Here is a 20702-nt window from a genome sequence, read left to right on the forward strand (position 1 = left end):
TCGACCAGCAGCGGCAGCGGATCCGACGCGGTCACATGCTCCCGCAGCGGAAACCGCGCCAGCACGGCGTCCACCTCCGGCGTCAACGCCGCGGCCAGCCGGGAAACGGCCGGGCGGCTCTCGTCGCGCAGCGCCTCGACGGCGATCAGCACCGCCTTGCGCTCCGGGCCGTTGGGCACACCGTCCGCCGCCCGCTCGTAGAGCCGGGCCCCCTCCTCGAGGACCGACTCCGTGTCCGTCCCGGCGGGCACCTTCACCCCGGCGTAGTGCCGCCATGTGGCGACGGGGTCCCCCCACGCCTCCACGGTGTACGTCCAGCGGCCGGTCGCGTCCGGGGTGACGTCCGCGCCCCAGCGGTCGGTCCCCGGGGCGAGTTCGCGCATCGGCGTCCACGGCCCCGGCTCGCCGCGCGGATCCCGCAGGACGACGTTGGCCGCGACGGCGTCGTGCCCTTCGCGGAACACGGTCGCCGAGACCTCGAACGTCTCGCCGACGACCGCCTTGGCGGGCCGGCGCCCCTGCTGGACCAGCGGACGGACGTCGAGGACGGGTATGCGCCCGACGGCGGTGGGTGCGGTGGGTGAGGTGACCGTGTGGGTCGCCGGGGGCCCGACGGCTTCACCGTGCCCGGCGGTCCGCACGGGCTCGGCGGGCTTCGCCGGCTTCGCGCTCCGGGAGCCCTTGGCGTCCTTGGAGTCCTTCGAGTTCTTCGGTTCCTTGGCGTCCCGGGCGGCCCGGGCGGCCCGGGCATCCTGGGCGCTCTGGGCGTCCTTGGAGTCCTTGGAGTCCTTGGAGGCCTTGGAGGCCTTGAGGTCCCTGGCGTCCTTGGGGGTCTTCTTGGGGGGTGTCGAGGGGTGGTGCCTGGCCGGCATGACCGCTCCTGTCCGCATCGAGGGGGGTGGGCGGATGGATGTGGTGGGAGGTGGGTCCTGCGAGGGAGTACCGGAGGAGCCTTCCACCCTGTGCGGGTGAGCAATCCGGCCCGTTGTTAACTCCTCACGTCGATATCCGACTCGGTGCGCCGGCGTCGTCGGGCGCACCACTGGCACCCTCTCGCGCGGGGCGAAGCCCCACAAGGTGGCCCAGCGGAGTGAAAGCGGGATTTTCGGCCCTTCGCCGCAGGGCTCCGGCCAGCCCCCGGCCGGGCCGACGTCGACGCCGGTACCGTCGTAGCAGACGTGGACGCACACTGCCGTGCGCCCATCAAGCGAACGCGCAACGCCGAGGTGGAATGTGAAGGCGATCCGTCGACTCACCGTCCGACCCCTCCTCCCCGAACCACTCCTGCAGCTCAGCGAACTGGCCCGAAACCTGCGCTGGTCCTGGCATGCGGAGACCCGCGACCTCTTCCGTTCCGTCGACCCCGAGCGCTGGGCCCGCTCGGACGGCGACCCGGTGAGACTGCTCGGAGGCGTGCCGCCGGCACGCCTGCTCGAACTCGCCGAGGACCGCCGTTTCCTGCGCCGTCTCGCGGCGGCCGCCGGCGACCTGCACGACTACGTGAGCGGCGACCGCTGGTACCAGGCGCAGCCCTCCTCCGCCGGACTCCCGGCCGCCGTCGCCTACTTCTCGCCCGAGTTCGGCATCACGGCCGCACTGCCCCAGTACTCCGGCGGCCTGGGCATCCTCGCCGGCGACCATCTGAAGGCGGCCAGCGACCTTGGTGTGCCGCTGATCGGTGTGGGCCTGCTCTACCGGCACGGCTACTTCCGTCAGACCCTCTCGCGGGACGGCTGGCAGCAGGAGCACTACCCGGTCCTGGACCCCAACGAGCTGCCGGTGACCCTCCTGAAGGAGGAGGACGGCACGCCCGCCCGGGTCTCCCTCGCCCTCCCCGCGGGCAGGCAGCTGCACGCCCGCGTGTGGCTGGCACAGGTCGGCCGGGTCCCGCTGCTGATGCTCGACTCCGACGTCGAGGAGAACGACCACGGCGAGCGCGGGGTGACCGACCGGCTCTACGGCGGCGGCAGCGAGCACCGACTGCTGCAGGAGATGCTGCTCGGCATAGGGGGTGTCCGGGCGGTGCGCACGTACTGCCGGCTGACCGGTCACGCCGAGCCCGAGGTCTTCCACACCAACGAGGGCCACGCCGGCTTCCTCGGCCTGGAGCGCATCGCCGAACTCGGTGATGAGGGGCTGGACTTCGACTCGGCCCTGGAGGCCGTGCGGGCCGGGACCGTCTTCACCACGCACACGCCCGTCCCGGCCGGCATCGACCGCTTCGACCGGGAGCTGATCGCCCGGCACTTCGGCCCCGACGCCGAGCTGCCCCGCATGGACGTCGACCGCATCCTGCGGCTGGGCATGGAGACGTACCCCGGCGGCGAGCCGAACCTCTTCAACATGGCCGTCATGGGGCTGCGGCTGGCGCAGCGCGCGAACGGGGTGTCGCTGCTGCACGGTCAGGTCAGCCGCGGGATGTTCGCCGGCCTGTGGCCCGGGTTCGACCCCGAGGAGGTGCCGATCACCTCCGTCACCAACGGCGTGCACGCCCCGACCTGGGTGGCCCCTGAGGTGCTGCGTCTCGGCGCCCGGCAGATCGGCGCCGAGCGTGCCGAGGACGCCCTCAGCGTCGGCGGCTCCGACCGCTGGGACTCCGTCGCCGACATCCCCGACCTGGACATCTGGGAGCTGCGCCGCGAGCTGCGCGAGCAGCTGGTGCTGGAGGCGCGGCGGCGACTGCGCGCCTCGTGGCGTCAACGGGGGGCGGCGAGCGCCGAGCTGGGGTGGATCGACGGCGTCCTGGACCCGGACGTCCTCACCATCGGCTTCGCGCGCCGGGTCCCGTCGTACAAGCGCCTGACGCTGATGCTGCGGGACCCGGACCGGCTGACGGAGCTGCTGCTGCACCCGGAGCGGCCCATCCAGATCGTCGTCGCGGGCAAGGCTCACCCGGCGGACGACGGCGGAAAACGCCTGGTGCAGGAGCTCGTCCGGTTCACCGACGACCCGCGGGTCCGGCACCGCATCGTGTTCCTGCCCGACTACGGCATGGGCATGGCGCAGAAGCTGTACCCCGGCTGCGACATCTGGCTCAACAACCCGCTCCGCCCGCTGGAGGCCTGCGGTACGTCCGGCATGAAGGCCGCGCTCAACGGCTGCCTCAACCTGTCCGTCCTGGACGGCTGGTGGGACGAGTGGTTCCAGCCTGACTTCGGCTGGGCCATCCCCACCGCGGACGGCGTCGGAACCGACCCGGACCACCGGGACGACATCGAGGCGGCGGCCCTCTACGACCTCCTGGAACAGCGCATCACGCCGCGCTTCTACGAGCGCGGCCGGGCGGGACTGCCCGACCGCTGGATCGAGATGGTCCGCCGGACCCTCACCCTGCTGGGCCCGAAGGTGCTGGCGGGACGCATGGTCCGCGAGTACGTGGAGCGGCTCTACACCCCGGCCGCCCACGCGCACCGGACGATGGTCCCCGGCACGGCGAGGGAACTCGCGGGCTGGAAGCAGCGGGTGCGCTCGGCCTGGCACGCCGTGGCGGTCGACCACGTGGAGACGTCGGCGGCCACGGTCTCGGCCGAGCTCGGCACGACCCTCGCGCTGCGGGTGCGCGTGCGCCTCGGCGAACTCACCCCCGACGACGTCGAGGTGCAGGCGGTGTCGGGCCGGGTCGACGAGGAGGACCGCATCACGGACGCGGCCACGGTCCCGCTGAAGCCGGCGGGCGGCCCGGACCTGGAGGGCAGGTGGGTCTACGAAGGCCCGCTGTCGCTGGACCGCACGGGCCCCTTCGGGTACACGGTCCGCATCCTCCCGGCTCATCGCCTGCTGGCGTCCGGCGCCGAACTGGGGCTGCTGGAGGCGCCGTCCGAGGAGGCGGTCGAAGGAGCGGGCGTCCTGCTGCGCTGACCCGACGCACGCGTCCCGCGCGCACGCGCCTCGGCCGGCGTTCCCGGAGGCGGCGCTGACCGGCCGGCCCGCCCGTGCACGCACCGCCGCCCGCCCGCACACCCGCCGCACCCGGTGGACGTGCGTGCGGGCGGCCGGCCGGCGGCTCGGAAATCTCTGGCCGGGTCACCGGCACGGCCGTTATGCTCCCCGCGATGACTACTCCTTCTGTCGACAGATCGGGGGACCCGTCCGCGCAAGGTGAGTGCTGATGACGACTCACCTCGCGAACGAGGACTCCCTGTTTTCCTTCTGGCCGCGTGTGCGCGAGTTCGCCGTGCCGGCCTCCATGATCGAGACCGCGACGGCGCGCCGCCTGACCGGCGACTGGGCGGGTGCCTGCGCCGCCGCGGGCGTGGACGTCGATCTGGACCTGCGAACCCTGGCGATCTCGCACGGCCGGGAGTTCGTCTCCCGGCTCCGCTCCGACCTGCGGCACCTGGCTCCCGACCTGCTGCGCTGGCATCTGCCGAGAATCGCCCCCGACGGGCTGCTGCGGCCCGGTCTGACCGTCGCCCTCGCGCGGTACGACGGCGCGGGGCGAGGCGGGCGTCCGGTGCATCTGGTGGTGCGCACTCCGCCCACCTGGGCGGACGCGGGCCAGCGGATCAGCCTGACCCTGTGGGAGGGATTCCGCGCGGGGCACGGCGCGGGCCCGGGCCATCCGCACCCCCACCCTCACCCCAGCCGGCGGTTCCGTCTGGACCTGCACCGGCACCTGTGGGACGCGCGCCGCTCGGGCGAGTTGCGCACGCGGTCCGGGGCGGCTGCGGCGAGGACGCCGGGTGAACCGGAGGACGTCGTCCGGCGGACTTCGCGCCTCGCCCTGCCCCCGGGCGCGGTGCCCGACGGCCGTACCGCCGCCGTCGACCGGTGGGCCGCCGAGGCGGACATCCTGCGCCGGGCCGAGGGCGGTTGCGGCGGCCCCGTCCTGGTGCGGCTCGGCGGACGGCGCCGGCTGATCCTGGAGACCGACGGGGGCGGGGACGGGGACGGTGGCGCCGGGCCGCCCGCACTGCGCGTCACGCCCGCCGGCGGCGGAGCCGGCGCCGCCTCGGCGACAGGTCCGGCGCTGCCCGTGCTGCCCGAAGCCGCCACCTGGACCCCGCCCGACCTGGAGCTGCTGCGCGCCGGCGCGATCGACGCCGGCCGGCTGCACCCGCTGGTCGCCGCGGCCCTGCTCCCGGACGTACGGCCGCAGGACCGCCGGGGGGCCGCCGACCGGCCGGGACAGCCGCGTTTCGTGGAGTGCCGCGGAGCGCGTCACCGGATCGGCCTGGTCGACGGAGTGCTCGTCCCGCTGGACCACGACCCGGCCGAACTCCGGCGGGAGGAACTCCTGGTCGCGTTGGGCGGAACCCCGTTGCCGTGCCTGCGGGCCGTCGACGAGGCCCACCGCCGCCCGGACTGTCTCACCGGCGTCCGCGAACGCCTCGTCCACGGCGACATCGCCGGCGCGCTGGCCGTCGTCGAAGGGCTGCTGGGCCCCGAGGCGCTGCTGCGCGACGGCGCGCTGCGGGACGAACTCGAGGCGGCCGCCCGGCGGCGGATCACCTACGGGCTGTACCGGGCCGGCCTGACCGGACCCGCGCCGCACCGACTCCCGCCGCGCGCACCCCGTCCGTCCGGGCTGCGCTCACGTCCCCGTCACACGGCCGGCCGCTGAACGGTCCGCCCGACGAACCCGGCGCGCCGCCCCTCTCACCACGTCCCTCCCGCTCTTCCCGGCCCGGTTCCGGCCTGCGCCCTTCTGACGATCCCGCACGACCCCTCTGACCCGCTCCCGCGAACCCAAGGTGATCACCATGCCCACGTACTCCCCGCCCGCCCTCGTCGCTACCGACCTTCCCCCCGACGCCCCCTCCCGACCGGGCGGCGCCTCGCCGTCGGACGCCCTGGACCGGCCCGACGACCCGGCCGCCCGACTGGACGTCGCCGCCGACCTCCTGGCCCTGTTGCGCGACTTCACCACCGAACCGCGACCCGACACCCAGCTCGAGGCCCTGACCCTCGCCGTGGCGGCCGACCTGCCCGTGCTGCTGTGGGGCGAGCCCGGCATCGGCAAGACCGCCGCGCTGACCCAGCTGGCCGCCGCCCTCGACCTTCCGCTGACCACCGTGATCGCCAGCGTGCACGAACCGTCCGACTTCTCGGGGCTGCCGGTCCTCGGCGACGACCCGGCGACGCAGGGCGTTCCGATGGCCCCGCCGGACTGGGCGGTACGTCTTGTGCGGGCCGGACGCGGACTGCTGTTCCTCGACGAGCTGTCCACGGCGCCGCCCGCCGTGCAGGCCGCGCTGCTGCGGCTGGTGCTCGAGCGGCGGATCGGCGCGCTGCGGCTGCCGCCCGGCGTGCGGATCGTGGCCGCCGCCAACCCGCGGTCCTCGGCGGCCGACGGCTGGGAGCTGAGCCCGCCGCTGGCCAACCGGTTCGTCCATCTGCAGTGGACCCACGACCACGAGGTCGTCGTCCGCGGTCTCGGCGGGACCTGGCCCCGGGCGACCCTGCCCCGGCTCGACCCGGCGAAGCTGCCCGAGGCCGTCGACTTCGCGCGCCGGGCGGTGTGCGCACTGCTGGCCGCCCGCCCCACGCTCGTTCACCGGCTGCCCAGCGGCGAGACCCGCCGCGGCGGCGCCTGGCCGTCGCCGCGCAGCTGGGAGATGACCCTGCACCTGATCGCCTTCGCGACCGCGGCGGGCTCCTCCCGGGACGTGCTGTCGCTGCTGGTGAGGGGCGCCGTCGGCGACGGGCCGGGGCTGGAACTGCTGGCGAGCCTGGACCGGATGGACCTGCCGGACCCCGAGGACCTGCTCGCCGATCCGGCCGGCGCGGAGCTGCCCCAGCGGGGGGATCTGCGCCAGGCGACGCTGGACGCGGTGGTGGCGGCGGTCCGGTCCCGCCCGGACCGCCCACGCTGGGACGCGGCGTGGGCGCTGCTGGTGCGGGCGGTCGAGACCGGGGCCCCCGACCTGGCAGTGGTCCCCGCGACCACCTTGGCCGCGCTGCGCCGCGACGACTGGGAGGTCCCCGCGTCGATCGAGGGCCTGGCCGGCGCGGTGGCCCTGTCCCGGCGTGCGGACCGGGCGGCGGCGCGCACGAAGGCACGGGACGCCGGCACGACGAAGGCGGCCCGATGAGCACGGCGGGTCCGGCGGGTACGGGTACGGGTGCGGGCGCGGTGACAGGGGCGGCCGCGGCGTCCGGCGGGCCGGTGGACGCCGGGGTCCCGGCCGGCGCGGAGAAGGGCGCGCCGGTGGGCGCGCGAAGTCCGGCGGCCCTGGCAGCCCGCGCGCCGGCGGCCGCGCGGCGGGCGGCCGGTGGCACGGCGGCCGACACGCCGTTGGACATGGACAAACTGCTCGCGGCCCGGCTGTACGCCGCCCGCGCCCGCCCCTACCTCGCCACGGCCCTGTTCGCCCTGCACATCGTTGCGTCACGGCAGGTGCCGACGATGGGCGTGGACCGGTACTGGCGGTGCTACGTCTCGCCCGGGTTCGTCGACCGGATGCCGGTCGAGGATCTGGCGGGGGTGTGGGTGCACGAGGTGTCGCACCTGCTGCGCGACCATCACGGCCGCAGCGACCGCCTCGCGAGGGAACGCGGCCTGACCGGGCCGGGGGAGCGGCTGCGGATGAACATCGCCGCGGACTGCGAGATCAACGACGACGCGTACGGGGACGGGCTGGTCGAGCCCGCGGGCGCCGTCACCCCGGCCTCGCTGGGGTTGCAGGACGGCGAGCTCATGGAGGACTACCTGCGTCAGTTCCGGCTCGGACCGCGCACGGAGCGCCTGTCCTGGCTGGACTGCGGCAGCGGCGCGGACGGCCGGGAACGGGACTGGGAACTCGGCCCCGACGGCGCGGACGGCCTCAGCGAGCAGCAACGGGACGCCGTCCGGTTCCGGGTGGCGCAGGGCATCAGGGGACGGCCGGGGTCGGCGCCGAAGCAGTGGAAGAGGTGGGCGGAGGAGGCCTTCCACCCGCCGCAGCCCTGGCGGGAACTGCTGGGCGCGGCGGTCCGTTCGGCGGCCTCGGGTCCGGGAGCGGGTGAGGACTACAGCTACGGCCGTCCCGCGCGCCGCTCGGCCTGCCTGCCCGGCGTCGTCCTGCCGAGCCTGCGACGCCGGCCGCCCCGGGTCTGCGTCGTCGTCGACACGTCCGGTTCGGTCAGCGACGCCGAGCTGGGCAGTGCGCTCCTCGAGGTCGCGGCCATCTCCCGTGCCGTGGGCGGCCGTCGCGACCTGGTCTCCGTCGTGCCGTGCGACGCGTCGGCCGGCATGGTGCACACCCTGTGCCGCGCCGAGGGCATCCCGCTGGTGGGCGGCGGCGGCACGGACCTGCGCACCGGCTTCGCCAGGGCCCTGCGGACGAACCCCCGCCCCGACGCGATCGTCGTCCTCACCGACGGTCAGACGCCCTGGCCCGAGACCCGCCCGTCGTGCCGCACGGTGATCGGCCTGTTCCCCCGCGACCGCACCCGCTACAACGAGACGAACCCCGACTACGTCCCCGACACCCCGCCCGCCTGGGCCCGGGTGGTGGAGATCGGGACGACGGGAGGCAGGGGGTGAGCACCCAACGCTGCGCCCAACTCCCTTGCCGCACACGGCCGTCGTGCACGGCGAAGCGCCTGGGTCCTGAACATCGACGGTGCGGGCAAACTGCGCGGCAGGTTCTATCTGACCGGTGGCGTGTCCGCCACGCCCGTCACCTCACCGAGCGCGGTCACCGACGGCGAATGGCACCACGTCGTGCTGTCGGCGGCCGCAACCTCCCAGAACCTTGACCAGGACGGGGTGAAGCTCGGCTCGATCAGCGGGGCCGTAGCCGACCAGACGCGCACCCGCGCCTTCCTCGGTGCCGGCTACGCCAACGGCGGCTGGATGGATCTGCCCGCCGCCACCTACTACTTCAACACCGCGTACACCTACTACGACGACGGCCTCGCGGCCACCACCACCGCCAAGCAGGTCACCCAGGCCGACGACACCCGGCACGACATCGTGCTGGAGTCCAACACCTATGACCCGGCGGGCAACCTCACCCAGCAGATCACCGGCGGCGGCAAGACCGTTGAGACGTACACGGTGGACGCCCTCGGCCGCACCCTCACCAGCACCCTGGACCCCTCCGGCCTCAACCGCACCACGACCCTCGCCTACGACGGCGACGACCGCGTGACGGAACAGACGCAGTCCATCTCCGGGACCAGGAAACTCACCACGACCTCCGAGTACGACACGACGGGCAACGTCACCAGGCAAACCGTCACTGACGGCACCGGCACCCACACCACGACCGCCACCTACGACGACCGCGGCCTGCCCCTGACGGCGGTCAGCCCCCGCGGCAACGCCCCCGGCGCCGATCCGGCCGCGTACACCGCCGTCTCGCGCTACGACGCACTGGGCCGTCCGGTGCAGCAGACCGCGCCGGCGGTGCAGACGGAGGAGAACGGCGCCACAGCCTCCACCACCAGGCCGAGCACCCTCACCGGCTACAACACCTTCGGCGAGGTCACCCACACCCGCGACGCCCACGGCAGGACGACCAGCACGGAGGTCGACCGCCTCGGCCGCACCACCGCGGTGACCCTGCCCGACTACACCCCGCCGGGCTCCACCACCGCTCTGACGGCGACCGCGCGCACCACGTACACCGCACTCGGCCGGCCGCGGACGGCGACGGACCCCCTGGGCCGCGTCACCCGCTACGCCTACGACCAGTTCGGGCAGCTGACCGCCCAGACCGACCCGGCGGCAGACGCCGCGGCGGCGATGACGGCGGAGACCGACTCGGACCTGCTCAATCCCACGAGCGCGGACGGCGGCGGTGTCACCCGTGCCACCTGGACCCCGACCGGTCACCAGTTGTCCGTCACCGGCCCGACCGGCGCCCGCACCGAGGCCACCTACGACGAGCTCGGCAGGCAGCTGACCGCGACGACGGTCGAGCGCTACCCGAGCGCCGCGAACCTGGTCAGCCGCTTCACGTGGGACGACGCGAGCAACCAGATCACGTCGACGACGCCGTCGGGTACCGCCACGACGAGCACGTACAACGTGGCCGGTGAGCCGAGGACCGTGACGGATCCGGCCGGTACGACCAGGTTCGAGTACGACGGCCTCGGCCGCCGGACGGAGACCACGGACGCGACCGGCCGCCGCACGACCACCTCCTACGACGCGCTCGGCGACGTCACCGCCACCACCGACTACGGCACAGGCGCCACCGCCCTGCGCACCGCGACCGCCGAGTACGACGCGGAGGGCAACCGCACGGCGGTGGTCCCCGCGGGGAGCAAGGCCCGGTCGACGTACGCGTACGACGCCCTGGGACGCATGACGACCCAGACCGAGCCGGTCACCGCGACGGCGTCGATCACGACGTCGCTCGGCTACGACGCCGAGGGCAACCTCACCCGTCTGACGGACGGACGCGGCGGCAAGACCGTCTACACGTTCAACAGTTGGGGCCTGCCCGAGTCGACGATCGAGCCCTCCACACCCGCACACCCGAACCCGGCCGACCGCACCTGGACGACCGTCTACGACAAGGCCGGCCAGGCAGTGACGGACCTCCTGCCGGGCGGCGTGAAGCGCGAGCGCACCTTCGACGGCCTGGGCCGTCTGACGAAGGAGACAGGTACGGGCGCGGAGGCGTCCACGGTGACCCGCACCCTGGAGCACGACCTGGCCGGGCGTCTGACCGCGACAGGCACGGCGGACGGCGTCACCCGCAACACCTACACGTACAACGACCGTGGCGCACTGCTGACCGCCGAAGGCCCGGGAGGCACTGCCGCCTACGCCTACAACGCCGACGGCAACATGACACGACGCACCACCACGGCAGGCGCCACCGACTACACCTACGACGCCGCAGGCCGCATCGACACCGCCCGCGACTCGATCACCGGCAACGACGTCCTGTACGACTTCGACGCCGCAGGCCGCCCGAGCATGGAGCAGTACGCCACGAGCCCGACGGGCACGGGGCCGTACGCGGTCACAGCCAAACGCACTTACGTCTACGACGAGTTGGGCCGAATGAAGTCGGATGCCGTCGCCTCTGCTGACGGGGCGACGAGCGTGGCCTCGACGGCGTACGGCTACGACCTGGACGACAACCTGACGTCGAAGACGACGACGGGCACGGCAGGCGCGGGGAGCAACACGTACACCTACGACTTCGCGAACCGTATGACGTCATGGGCGAAGGACGGCGCGGCGCCGACATCGTACGAGTGGGACGCCGCAGGCAACCGTACGAAGGCGGGCGCGACGACGGCGACCTTCGATGCCCGCAACCGTCAGCTGACGGACGGCACGACGGCGTACACGTACACGGCGCGAGGCACCCTGTCCTCGACCGACACCGGCAGCGGGCCGGCACGCTCACTCACCTTCGACGCCTTCGAACGCAAGATCACCGACGGCGGCGCGACCTACTCGTACGACTCCCTGGACCGCGTCCAGACCCGAGGCGCGACGACGTTCACCTACGACGGAGGCTCCAACAACCTCGCGGGCGACGGCACGACCGCCTACAACCGCACACCCGACGGTGCCCTGCTCTCCCTCGCCACCGGCACGACCAAGCAGTGGGCCCTGACCGACCAGCACACCGACCTGGTCGCCGGCCTGACGGCGAACGGCGCCTCGGTGACCGGCTCGACCTCCTACGACCCCTTCGGCAAGGAAACAGCGACCAACGGCACCACCCCGGCGATCGGCTACCAGTCCGGCTGGACCGACCCGGCGAGCGGCGACGTCAACATGGCGGCCCGCTGGTACCAGCCGGGAACAGGATCCTTCACCTCACGTGACACCTGGCAACTGGCCCCGACGCCATCGGTACAGAGCAACCGCTACACCTACGGCAACGGTGGACCGCTCAACGGAACCGACCCCAGTGGGCATTGCTTCTGGGATGCATGCGCCGTAGAGGCCTACGGCACGGCTGTCGTCTTGACAGCCCTGGCCGGCTATGCCTCCTACCAACTTCAGCACTCCAGCTGGTCCTACAGCTCGTCATGGGACTGGTCGTGGGGAAGCTCCTCCACGACGAGCCACAGCACAACCAGTAGTCATGTCCTGTCGCAGTCGTACGCAGGCAGCATGTCCAGCGCGATATCGGCTCAGGCCAACGCCATGCGCGCCGGCGTCGGCAGCTCCGGTCTCGTCTCTACAGGTACCGGTGCCAACACCTACAACTACGCCTGTACCTACTCCTGCGGCGGTAGAACAGCGGCCGCGCAACCCCGGGTCGTTCGCCCGCCCAAGCCGCCCATCGACCAGAACCCCAACAACGGCAAACACCCCAGGCCCGCCCCCACACGACCCACACCAAAACCCGATTGGGATCCGAACGGTGGCAAGTGGAAGCCCGGCGACATCGTCAAGCTGGTCGTCGGTGCCGCACAGATGCTTGACTTGTCAGACGATGAGCAATACACGCCGGACACTCACGCAGCCCCGGGAACGAATCCCGGCAGTGACGGCACCTCTGGTGAGAGCCGCAACAGTCAGGACTGTCGTCGCGACGGCAAAGGCTGGGTGGACTACGGCGATGCGGACAGCGCGCACGGTGACCGTGCCACGGGTGTGGAGGCGTGCCTGGACAGTGCCTATCTCACAACGCACCCGGGAACTAAGACCGACCCGGACAAGGTGACTCCCCCCGGATACGAGTGGGCCCGAAAATATGCGGGCTATCTTGGCAACCGGCCGCCCGGTCAGTGGGTCAATGCCTGTCACCTCCTGGGCAAGGATCTGAGCGGTGACGGCCTGCGACCGGGAAACCTCTCCACCTGTTCCCGGTCGGCGAACGCCAACCGTATCTCCCCGAATGACCCCGGCATCACTGACCACATGTACTCCTACGAGAAGCAGGTCAAGGAAGCGATTGACGCAGGTCAGGTAGTGCATTACCGGGTGAAGCCTGTCTATATGGGACCCAGGACGGTGCCGGTCGCATACGAGATGTCTGCGGCAGGAACCCTCAACGGCAAGCCCGGCCTGTCGCTGGAAAATGTCGTGCCGAACATGATGTACAGCAACAAGTTCAAGAACTGGTCGAACATCGGCACGGTGAGTTATGTGGGGAAGCCCGTCCCGACCGGGCCCACGCCGTAGGGGCCGCGGTCTGCCGCGCAAGGAAAATTAAAGGATGGAGTGCATCGTGAACGACTCGCTGGGAAAGTTGACGGAGGCCGTATTCCTCCTCCACGAGGGGGGAGCGGCAGGGGACGCGGTCGACTGGCAGGCCGCGGCCGCCAAACTGGGCGTGCCGACGTTTCCCAGTGACTACCTGCGGTTCGTCGCCGTCTTCGGCGCCGGGTCGTTCGAGGATTCGCTCTTCGTGTCTATCCCGCGCCCGGATAATTCCGCCGCACCCCTGGATGTGACGCGGCTGCCCGCCGACGTCCTGGAATCGGCGTCCATGAGTGACTGGCAGAGTCCTGGTGCCCGCTCCCAATACCCCTTGTCGGACATGCTCGTCTGGGGCCAGACGAACGGCGCCGACGCGTTGTGCTGGGTCACCACGGACCCGGACCCGGAAAGTTGGCCGGTGGCGGTCTGGGCACGTCAGGACCGAGGCTGGGCCGTTCATGAATGCGGAATGACGGAGTTCCTCGTGCGTGTTCTGCGCGCCGACTTCGATGAGTGCCCACTCAGCGTCACCACACTGTGGGGCCGGGGCACAGCCCGTTTTCTGAACTTCAGGGACGAGGAACGGTTCCTTGACGAGGGCGTGGACCCTTGGACCGGCGAGTCCATGGACCCCTTCGCGGGCCTGTGAATCCCGCCCGGGACCGAGCAGTAAGAAAGGGGGTTCGACGAGGTTTCGAGGAGCAGGCAGGGTGAGGCGCAACGAGCGCGACCACCGACGGCTCGGCATGGAGTATGGCCGAATGCGAGAGGGCGGCATGGGCGCCGTTCGCACGGTGCCGAGCGTCGCTCGAAGTCGGCCGCGGAGCGGCCCGTCGTCCCTGCTGCGGCCGGCCTGCGCTGCCGGTTCGCCCGGGCCGCCGGTCACGACTCCCCGTCCCCGCACAGCTCGCGCAGGACCCTGCCGCAGCGGCGGGCGTAGGCCTGTTGGAGGCCTCTGGTGGCCGGGCCGGCGGCCCTGGTGTACCACTTCGCGGGGCGGCTGAACGCGGTGACCGTCAGCCAGACCGTGCCGTCTCCCGTGCGGTCGACGACGAAGGACTCCTCGCCGCGTTCGGGGTGGCCGGGGAGGGTGCCGTAGGCCCAGCCGGCGCGACGGGGTTCGTCCACCGTCCAGACCACGCGGCAGGGGGCCTTGATGACGCCGGCCAGGGTGACGGTGACGTCGACGTCGGGGGCCGCCCGGTCCGCCGTGGCGTCGATGCCGACGCCCAGGGCGCGGTGCATCTGCCACGTCATGACGGCGTCGGCGGCGCGCCGGAAGACGTCGTGGCCCTCGCCGAGGCGTGCGCGGACGTGGAGGGGGTGGAAGCCCTCAGGGCAGGAGCCGGGGCGGTCGCGCGTCGCGCCGACTTCGTCGTACGTGAAGTCCTTCGAAGACATGGGAGCCAATGTAGGACGGCACCCGGGACCGCCTTCGTCCCGGGTGCCGCCTTACTCACTTGCTTGTGGCCGGGTCAGTTGACGTTGATCGCCGACCAGGCCGCCGCCACGGCCTTGTACTCGGCGCTGCCGGTGCCGCCGTACAGCGCCGAGGCCGCCGAGAGGGTGCCGGTGCGGGCTTGCTTGTAGGTGGTCGTCGACGTGAAGTACGTCGTCAGCGCCTTGTACCAGATCTGCAGCGCCTTGTCGCGGCCGATGCCGGTGACCGTGGAGCCGTTGGACGTCGGGGAGTTGTAGCTCACCCCGTTGATCGTCTTCGCGCCGCTGCCCTCGGACAGCAGGTAGAAGAAGTGGTTGGCGGGGCCCGACGAGTAGTGCGGGTCGAGGCCGGACACGGCGGAGGACCAGTAGTCCTTGGATCCGCCGTCCTTGCTCGGCTTGTCCATGTAGCGCAGCGGGGTGCCGTCGCCGTTGATGTTGATCTTCTCGCCGATGAGGTAGTCGCCCTTGTCGGACGCGTTGTTGGCGAAGAACTCCACACCGGTGCCGAGGATGTCGGAGGTGGCCTCGTTCAGACCGCCGGCGTCACCCGTGTACTCCAGGCCCGCGGTGACCGAGGTCAGACCGTGGCTCATCTCGTGGCCGGCCACGTCCAGCGAGGTCAGCGGGTGGGTGTTGCCGTCGCCGTCGCCGTAGGTCATGCAGAAGCAGTCGTCGTCCCAGAAGGCGTTGACGTAGGCGTTGCCGTAGTGGACGCGGGAGTAGGCGGCCTTGCCGTCGTTCCTGATGCCGCTGCGGTTGAAGGTGCTCTTGTAGAAGTCCCAGGTCATCTGGGCGCCGTAGGCGGCGTCCACGGCGGCGGTCTGGTCGCTGGTGGAGCTGGAGGCCGTGCCGGTGCCCCACACGTCGTCCGCGTCGGTGAACAGGGTGCCGGTCGAGGAGGACGTGCTGCGCGCCTTGTTGTAGGTCTTGTGGCCGCCGCGCGTGCCGTCGGTCAGGTTGTACGTCGAGCCCGACTTGGTCGTGTTGAGGGTGACCGAGCCCGAGTAGAAGCTCTTGCCCGTGCCGGTCTCGATGGCCTGGTGCTCGTAGAGCTTCTTGCCGGTGGTGGCGTCGGTGATGACGTGCAGCCTGCTCGGGGTGCCGTCGTCCTGGAGGCCGCCCACGACGGTCTCGTAGGCGAGGGTCGGGGTGCCGCTGCCGGCCCAGATCACCTTGCGGGGGGCCTGGTCTGCGGCGGAGGCCTCCGAGCCCGCGGCCTTGGCGGCGGTCAGCGCCTGCTTCTGGACCTTGGCGGTGGCGACCTGCGGGGTGAGCGTGGAGACCTTGATGGCGGCCGAGACGGCCTTGGTCACGCTCTGGGCGCCGGAGGGGGCGCGGTGCACGACGAGGTCGCCGCCGAGGACCGGCAGGCCCGCGTAGGTGCGCTCGTAGCGGGTGTGGACCGTGCCGTCGACGTCCTTGACGACGTCCTTGACGATCAGCTTCTCCTGGGCGCCGAGGCCTATGGACTTGGCGGTCGCGGGCGCGTCGGACTGCTGCTGCTGGATCAGCGTGGTGCGGGCCGCGGAGGACAGCTGGACCGGGGCGCCCTGCAGGGCGGCCCTCGCGCCGGAGGCCGCCGGGGTCTGGGCGGCGGCGCTGCCGGTGGTCAGACCGGTGGTGACCAGGGCTCCGGCCGCGACGGCGGTGGCGATGGCCAGAGTGGTGCGCTTGTGACGCGCGTAGAGGGAGGTCACACAAGCTCCTTCATGTGGGGGGTCCGGGCGGCGTGGGGCGGCCGCCCGTGACGGGTGTGAAGTTGTGCGGCGGGTGAACGAAGACTGACATCCGGGCGCGTACATGTCAGGACCCCGAAGTGATGTTGGCCGAAAATCGACTGTCTGGTGAACATTGCAGGCACGTAAACGGGGTTGAGCTGTGGTAAAGCGGCAACAGGACGTGGGTAAGGGGCGGGCAAAATGGGGACGCCGCCCCGGGGAGGCGAGGCCTCCGGAGCGGCGTCCTGTGCGGTGCCTTTCACGCGGCTGTGCGCGGCCCGTACGGAGCCTGTGGCCTACGGGAAGGTGAGCTTCCAGCTGTTGATGTAACCGGTGTCCTGGGCCGCGTTGTCCTGGACCCTCAACTGCCAGACACCGTTGGCGACCTCGGACGAGGCGTTCACCGTGTACGTGGTGTTGAGGTTGTCCGTGCTGCCGCCGGTGCCGTACGCCTTCAGCGTGTAGGCCGTGCCGTCGGGGGCGATCAGCTGCACCCGGAGGTCGCCGATGTAGGTGTGCACGATGTCGACCGCCACCGCGAGGTTCGACGGCGCGTTGCCGGTGCGGCCGGAGACGGTGATCGACGAGTTGACCGCCGCGCCGTTGTCCGGAATCGATACGTCGGCCGTGTTCTCGAAGGAGGTGCCGCCACCCCCGCCGCCGCCCGATCGCGCGCCCACCGCGATACCGGCCCACGCGTCCTGCACCGCCGCGTACTCGGCGGAGGTGGTGCCGTACAGCTCACCGGTCGCCGCGAGGGTGCCGGTGCGGGCGCCCGCGTACGTCGTGTTGGAGGTGAACTTCGTCGTCAGCGCGCGGTACCAGATCTGCAGTGCCTTGTCGCGGCCGATGCCGGTGACCGGAAGTCCGTCCGCGGTGGGCGAGTTGTAGCTGACGCCGTTGATGACCTTGGCGCCGCTGCCCTCGCTCAGCAGGTAGAAGAAGTGGTTGGCGGGGCCGGACGAGTAGTGCGGGTCGAGGCCTCCCACGGTGGACGACCAGTTGTCCCTGGACGCGCCGTCCTTGCTGGGCTTGTCCATGTAGCGCAGCGGGGTGCCGTTGCCGTTGATGTTGATCTTCTCGCCGATGAGGTAGTCGCCCACGTCGGAGGAGTTGGCCGCGAAGAACTCCACCCCCGTGCCGAAGATGTCCGACGTCCCCTCGTTGAGGCCGCCGGCCTCGTTGCTGTAGTTCAGCTTCGCGGTGACCGAGGTGACGCCGTGGCTCATCTCGTGGCCGGCCACGTCGAGGGAGGTCAGCGGATTGGCGTTGCCGGAGCCGTCGCCGTACGTCATGCAGAAGCAGGCGTCGTCCCAGAACGCGTTCACGTAGGCGTTGCCGTAGTGCACCCGCGAGTAGGCCCCGGCGCCGTCGTTCTTGATGCCGCTGCGGCCGAAGGAGGACTTGTAGAAGTCCCAGGTGGCCGCCGCGCCGTAGTGGGCGTCGGCGCCCGCGGTGGCGGCGTTCGACGTGGTGCCGTTGCCCCAGGTGTCGCTGGTCTGCGAGAACAGCGTGCCGGTGCCCGACGAGCCGCGGTTGAGGTTGTACGTCTTGTGGTTGCCGCGCGTGCCGTCGGTCAGCGTGAAGTTCGAACCCGACTGGGTCGTCCCGAGGGTGACCTGGCCGCTGTACTGGGTGTTGCCGATGCCCGTCCTGACGCCCTGGTACTCGAAGAGCTTCGCGCCGGTGGCCGCGTCCGTGATGACGTGCAGCTGGTTCGGCGTGCCGTCGTCCTGGAAGCCGCCGACGACGGTCTCGTACGCCAGGGTGGGCTTGCCGCTCGCCGCCCAGATGACCTTGCGGGGCGCGGAGTCGGCCGTGGAGCTGGTGCCGCCGAGGGCCTTGGCGCGCTTGACCGCCTGCTGCTCGGCGGCCGCCGCGGTGACGCTCGGAGTGAGCCCGGGGACCTTGATCGTGGCGTTCGTCGCCTTGATGACGCCCTTGGCGGCGCCGGACGCGGCGGTGTCGACGATCAGGTCGCCGCCGAGGACCGGGAGGCCCGCGTAGGTGCGCTCGTAGCGGGTGTGCAGGGTGCCGTCGGCGTCCTTGACGACGTCCTTGACGGCCAGCTTCTCCTGCGAGCCGAGGCCGAGGGACGCGGCGGTCTGCGCGCTGGAGGCGTCCGCGGCGCGGATCAGCTCGGTGCGCTGGGACGGGGAGAGCGCGAGGGCCGTGTGGGCCGGGTTGCCCTTGCCCGCCGCCTGCGGCGCCTTCTCCGGGGCGGCGGTCGCGGCGCCGGACTGCACGGCGGCGGCTATGAGCGCGGAGACGCCGACGAGGGCGACGACCGCGGCACGACGGGAGGGGCTGTGGGGGGTGCGTCTGCGAGAGGGACTGCTGCTCAACACTGACTCCTTCTGCGCGGCCGCGGATCACGCGGCCAGGGGAGACCCGACGGCGGGTGGGCCGTACGGGCACGACAAAGGCGGTACGCAGAACAAAGGCGGAACGTGGAGCGTGCGCGTAACTGTGGGGTTGCTGTGAACCAGCAGAGGGAAGAGTGGCAGTGGATTGCGCTGTCTGTCAGGAGCGCGTCAGAAAGTTGGCCGGAAACGGTCCGTTGTCCGGTAGTCGGTGTTCGATATACGGAGTTTTCGCATGCGTCGCTCCGCCCCCACCCGTTTCTCGGGGCGCGCCCTCACGACCCCCCGTGCCAGGTACGCCACAGTGCCGCGTACGCGCCGCCGTCCGCCACCAGCGCCTCGTGCGTGCCGAGTTCCGTGAGACGGCCGTCCTCCATCACCGCGACCCGGTCCGCGTCGTGGGCGGTGTGCAGCCGGTGGGCGATGGCGATGACCGTCCGGCCGCGGAGCACCGCCGCCAGCGCCCGCTCGGTGTGCCGGGCCGTCGTCGGGTCCAGCAGCGCGGTCGCCTCGTCCAGGATCAGCGTGTGCGGGTCCGCCAGCACCACCCGGGCCAGGGCGAGCTGCTGCGCCTGCGAGCCGTCCGCCGTGCGGCCACCGCCGCGGCCCAGCTCGGCGTCGAGACCGCCCGGCAGTTCCCGCACCCAGTCGGCGGCGCCGACCGCGGCCAGCGCCGACCACAACCGCGCGTCGTCCGCCGTGGGTTCGGCGATCAGCAGGTTGTCGCGGACCGTGCCGATGAAGACGTGATGCTCCTGCGTGACCAGGACGACCTGTCGGCGCAGCGTCTCGGGCGCCAGCGCGGCGACGGGCGCGCCGCCCACCGTCACCGTGCCCGCGCTCGGCGCGTCCACGCCCGCCAGCAGCCGGCTCAGCGTGGTCTTGCCCGCGCCGGACGGGCCGACGATCGCGAGCCGCTCCCCGGGCCGCACCGTCAGGTCGACCCCGCGCAGCACCTCGCCGCCGCGCTCGTAGGCGTACCGCACACCCCTCACGTCGATCCGGTCGTCCACCGGCGCCGGCGCCGGCGTCCGCCCGCCGTCCCGCTCCGTGCGCGGCGCCCCCGCCAGACCCTCCACCCGGGCGAACGAGGCCCCGCTGCTCTGCAGTTGTTCGACGCGCACCAGGATCTGGTCGAGCGGCTCGGTGAACTGCCGCAGATACAGCGTGGCCGCCACCACCGCGCCCAGACTCATCGCCCCGCGCGCGTGCAGCGCGCCCCCCAGCAGCAGCACCCCCGCCACCGGTAGCGAGTACGACGTCTCGACGACCGGGAAGAACACCGTGCGCAGGTAGAGCGTGTGGAAACGGGAGCGACGCGAGATCTCCAGCGCGTCACGGTTCGCCGCGGTCCGCCGCCGCTCGAGCCGGAACGCCTCCACCGTGCGCGCCCCGGACGCCGTCGCCGCGACGATCTCGGCGACCTCGGAGTCCGCCGCGCCCTGCGCCAGATAGCCGGCCCGCGCCCGCCGCAGATACCAGCGCAACGCGAACCAGATCGGCGTCAGCGCCAGCACCCCGACGACGCCGAGCAGCGGATCGATCACGAACACCGCGCCGAGCGTGAACAGCGCCTGGACCGTGCAGACCAGCAACTCGGGCCCGGCGTCGCGCAGGGTGGTGCCCACGGCCGCGACGTCGGCGGTGCCGCGGGTGGTCAGATCGCCGGCGCCGGCCCGCTCCACGACCGACGCGGGCAGGGCGAGCGCCCGCTCGACGAACTCCTCACGTACCCGCGCCAGCGTGCGCTCGCCGAACCGGTGCCCCGCGTACCGGGCCCAGCGCGCCAGCAGCAACTGCGCCGCCGCGCACACCAGGATCGCCGCCGCCAGCCGGTCGACGGGCCCGACGCCGTGCCCGGCCCGCACCTCGTCGATGATCCGCCCCAGCAGCCACGGCCCGGCGAGCCCGGCCCCGGCGGCGAGCACGTTCAGGGCGAGCGCGGCGGCGAACGCCCGCCGGTCGGCCCGCACCAGCCGCAGCACCGCCCGCCGCACGTCGGCGCGCCCGGCGACGGGCAGCCGCCCCGCGGGAGCGCCGCCGTCGGCTGACGTGGTGGTCGCCGTCATCGGGTCGCCTTCCCGTTCCGGGCCGTCGCCGTCGCCGTCATCGGGTCGCCTCCTGGTT

The 20702-nt window shown here is 72.2% G+C and carries 11 protein-coding genes; 6 read left to right on the forward strand and 5 right to left on the reverse strand.

The genetic code is table 11. From position 1 onward, the window contains the following. Positions 1–872, reverse strand: an 872-nt coding sequence (locus ACH4ZA_RS20460) for a maltotransferase domain-containing protein (protein WP_398430837.1), incomplete at its 3' end; no start/stop codon positions are given. 361 nt (positions 873–1233) lie between these two features. On the opposite strand from ACH4ZA_RS20460, the gene ACH4ZA_RS20465 reads away from it, so the two are divergent. The 6 genes from ACH4ZA_RS20465 to ACH4ZA_RS20490 all read left to right on the forward strand — a co-directional run bounded on the left by ACH4ZA_RS20465 (position 1234) and on the right by ACH4ZA_RS20490 (position 13700). Continuing rightward, on the forward strand, positions 1234–3858 hold the full coding sequence (locus tag ACH4ZA_RS20465; RefSeq protein WP_398430839.1) for a glycosyltransferase family 1 protein: 2625 nt from the start codon (positions 1234–1236) through the stop codon (positions 3856–3858). Positions 3859–4108: 250 nt separating this feature from the next. Continuing rightward, the gene (locus ACH4ZA_RS20470) at positions 4109–5563 is read left to right on the forward strand and encodes a hypothetical protein (RefSeq protein ID WP_398430841.1); all 1455 of its coding nucleotides are present in this window, start codon (positions 4109–4111) and stop codon (positions 5561–5563) included. 139 nt (positions 5564–5702) lie between these two features. Then, positions 5703–7034 carry an AAA family ATPase gene (locus ACH4ZA_RS20475; protein ID WP_398430843.1) on the forward strand — a complete coding sequence of 444 codons (1332 nt, stop codon included), beginning with the start codon at positions 5703–5705 and terminating at the stop codon, positions 7032–7034. Between the two features lie 209 nt (positions 7035–7243). Next, complete coding sequence (locus tag ACH4ZA_RS20480; protein ID WP_319277605.1) at positions 7244–8467, forward strand: VWA-like domain-containing protein; 1224 nt, start codon at positions 7244–7246, stop codon at positions 8465–8467. A gap of 120 nt (positions 8468–8587) precedes the next feature. After that, on the forward strand, positions 8588–13033 hold the full coding sequence (locus ACH4ZA_RS20485) for an RHS repeat-associated core domain-containing protein (protein WP_398430845.1): 4446 nt from the start codon (positions 8588–8590) through the stop codon (positions 13031–13033). A 46-nt stretch (positions 13034–13079) separates the two neighbouring features. Then, positions 13080–13700, forward strand: a complete 621-nt coding sequence (locus tag ACH4ZA_RS20490) for an SMI1/KNR4 family protein (protein WP_398430847.1) — start codon at positions 13080–13082, stop codon at positions 13698–13700. Positions 13701–13933: 233 nt separating this feature from the next. Here the strand turns inward: ACH4ZA_RS20490 and ACH4ZA_RS20495 are convergent, their stop codons facing one another. The 4 genes from ACH4ZA_RS20495 to ACH4ZA_RS20510 all read right to left on the reverse strand — a co-directional run bounded on the left by ACH4ZA_RS20495 (position 13934) and on the right by ACH4ZA_RS20510 (position 20644). After that, positions 13934–14452 carry a DUF1990 domain-containing protein gene (locus ACH4ZA_RS20495; RefSeq protein ID WP_398430849.1) on the reverse strand — a complete coding sequence of 173 codons (519 nt, stop codon included), beginning with the start codon at positions 14450–14452 and terminating at the stop codon, positions 13934–13936. A 74-nt stretch (positions 14453–14526) separates the two neighbouring features. Continuing rightward, positions 14527–16191, reverse strand: coding sequence for a M4 family metallopeptidase (locus tag ACH4ZA_RS20500; RefSeq protein WP_398430851.1), 1665 nt, complete (start codon positions 16189–16191; stop codon positions 14527–14529). Positions 16192–16508: 317 nt separating this feature from the next. Beyond that, positions 16509–18557 carry a M4 family metallopeptidase gene (locus ACH4ZA_RS20505; RefSeq protein WP_398430853.1) on the reverse strand — a complete coding sequence of 683 codons (2049 nt, stop codon included), beginning with the start codon at positions 18555–18557 and terminating at the stop codon, positions 16509–16511. A gap of 293 nt (positions 18558–18850) precedes the next feature. Then, positions 18851–20644: an ABC transporter ATP-binding protein gene (locus ACH4ZA_RS20510; RefSeq protein ID WP_319277584.1), complete on the reverse strand. Its 1794-nt coding sequence runs from the start codon at positions 20642–20644 to the stop codon at positions 18851–18853. Positions 20645–20702 lie beyond the last annotated feature (58 nt).

The sequence above is a fragment of the Streptomyces sp. NPDC020597 genome (genome assembly GCF_044335095.1).
Taxonomy (GTDB): Bacteria; Actinomycetota; Actinomycetes; order Streptomycetales; family Streptomycetaceae; genus Streptomyces.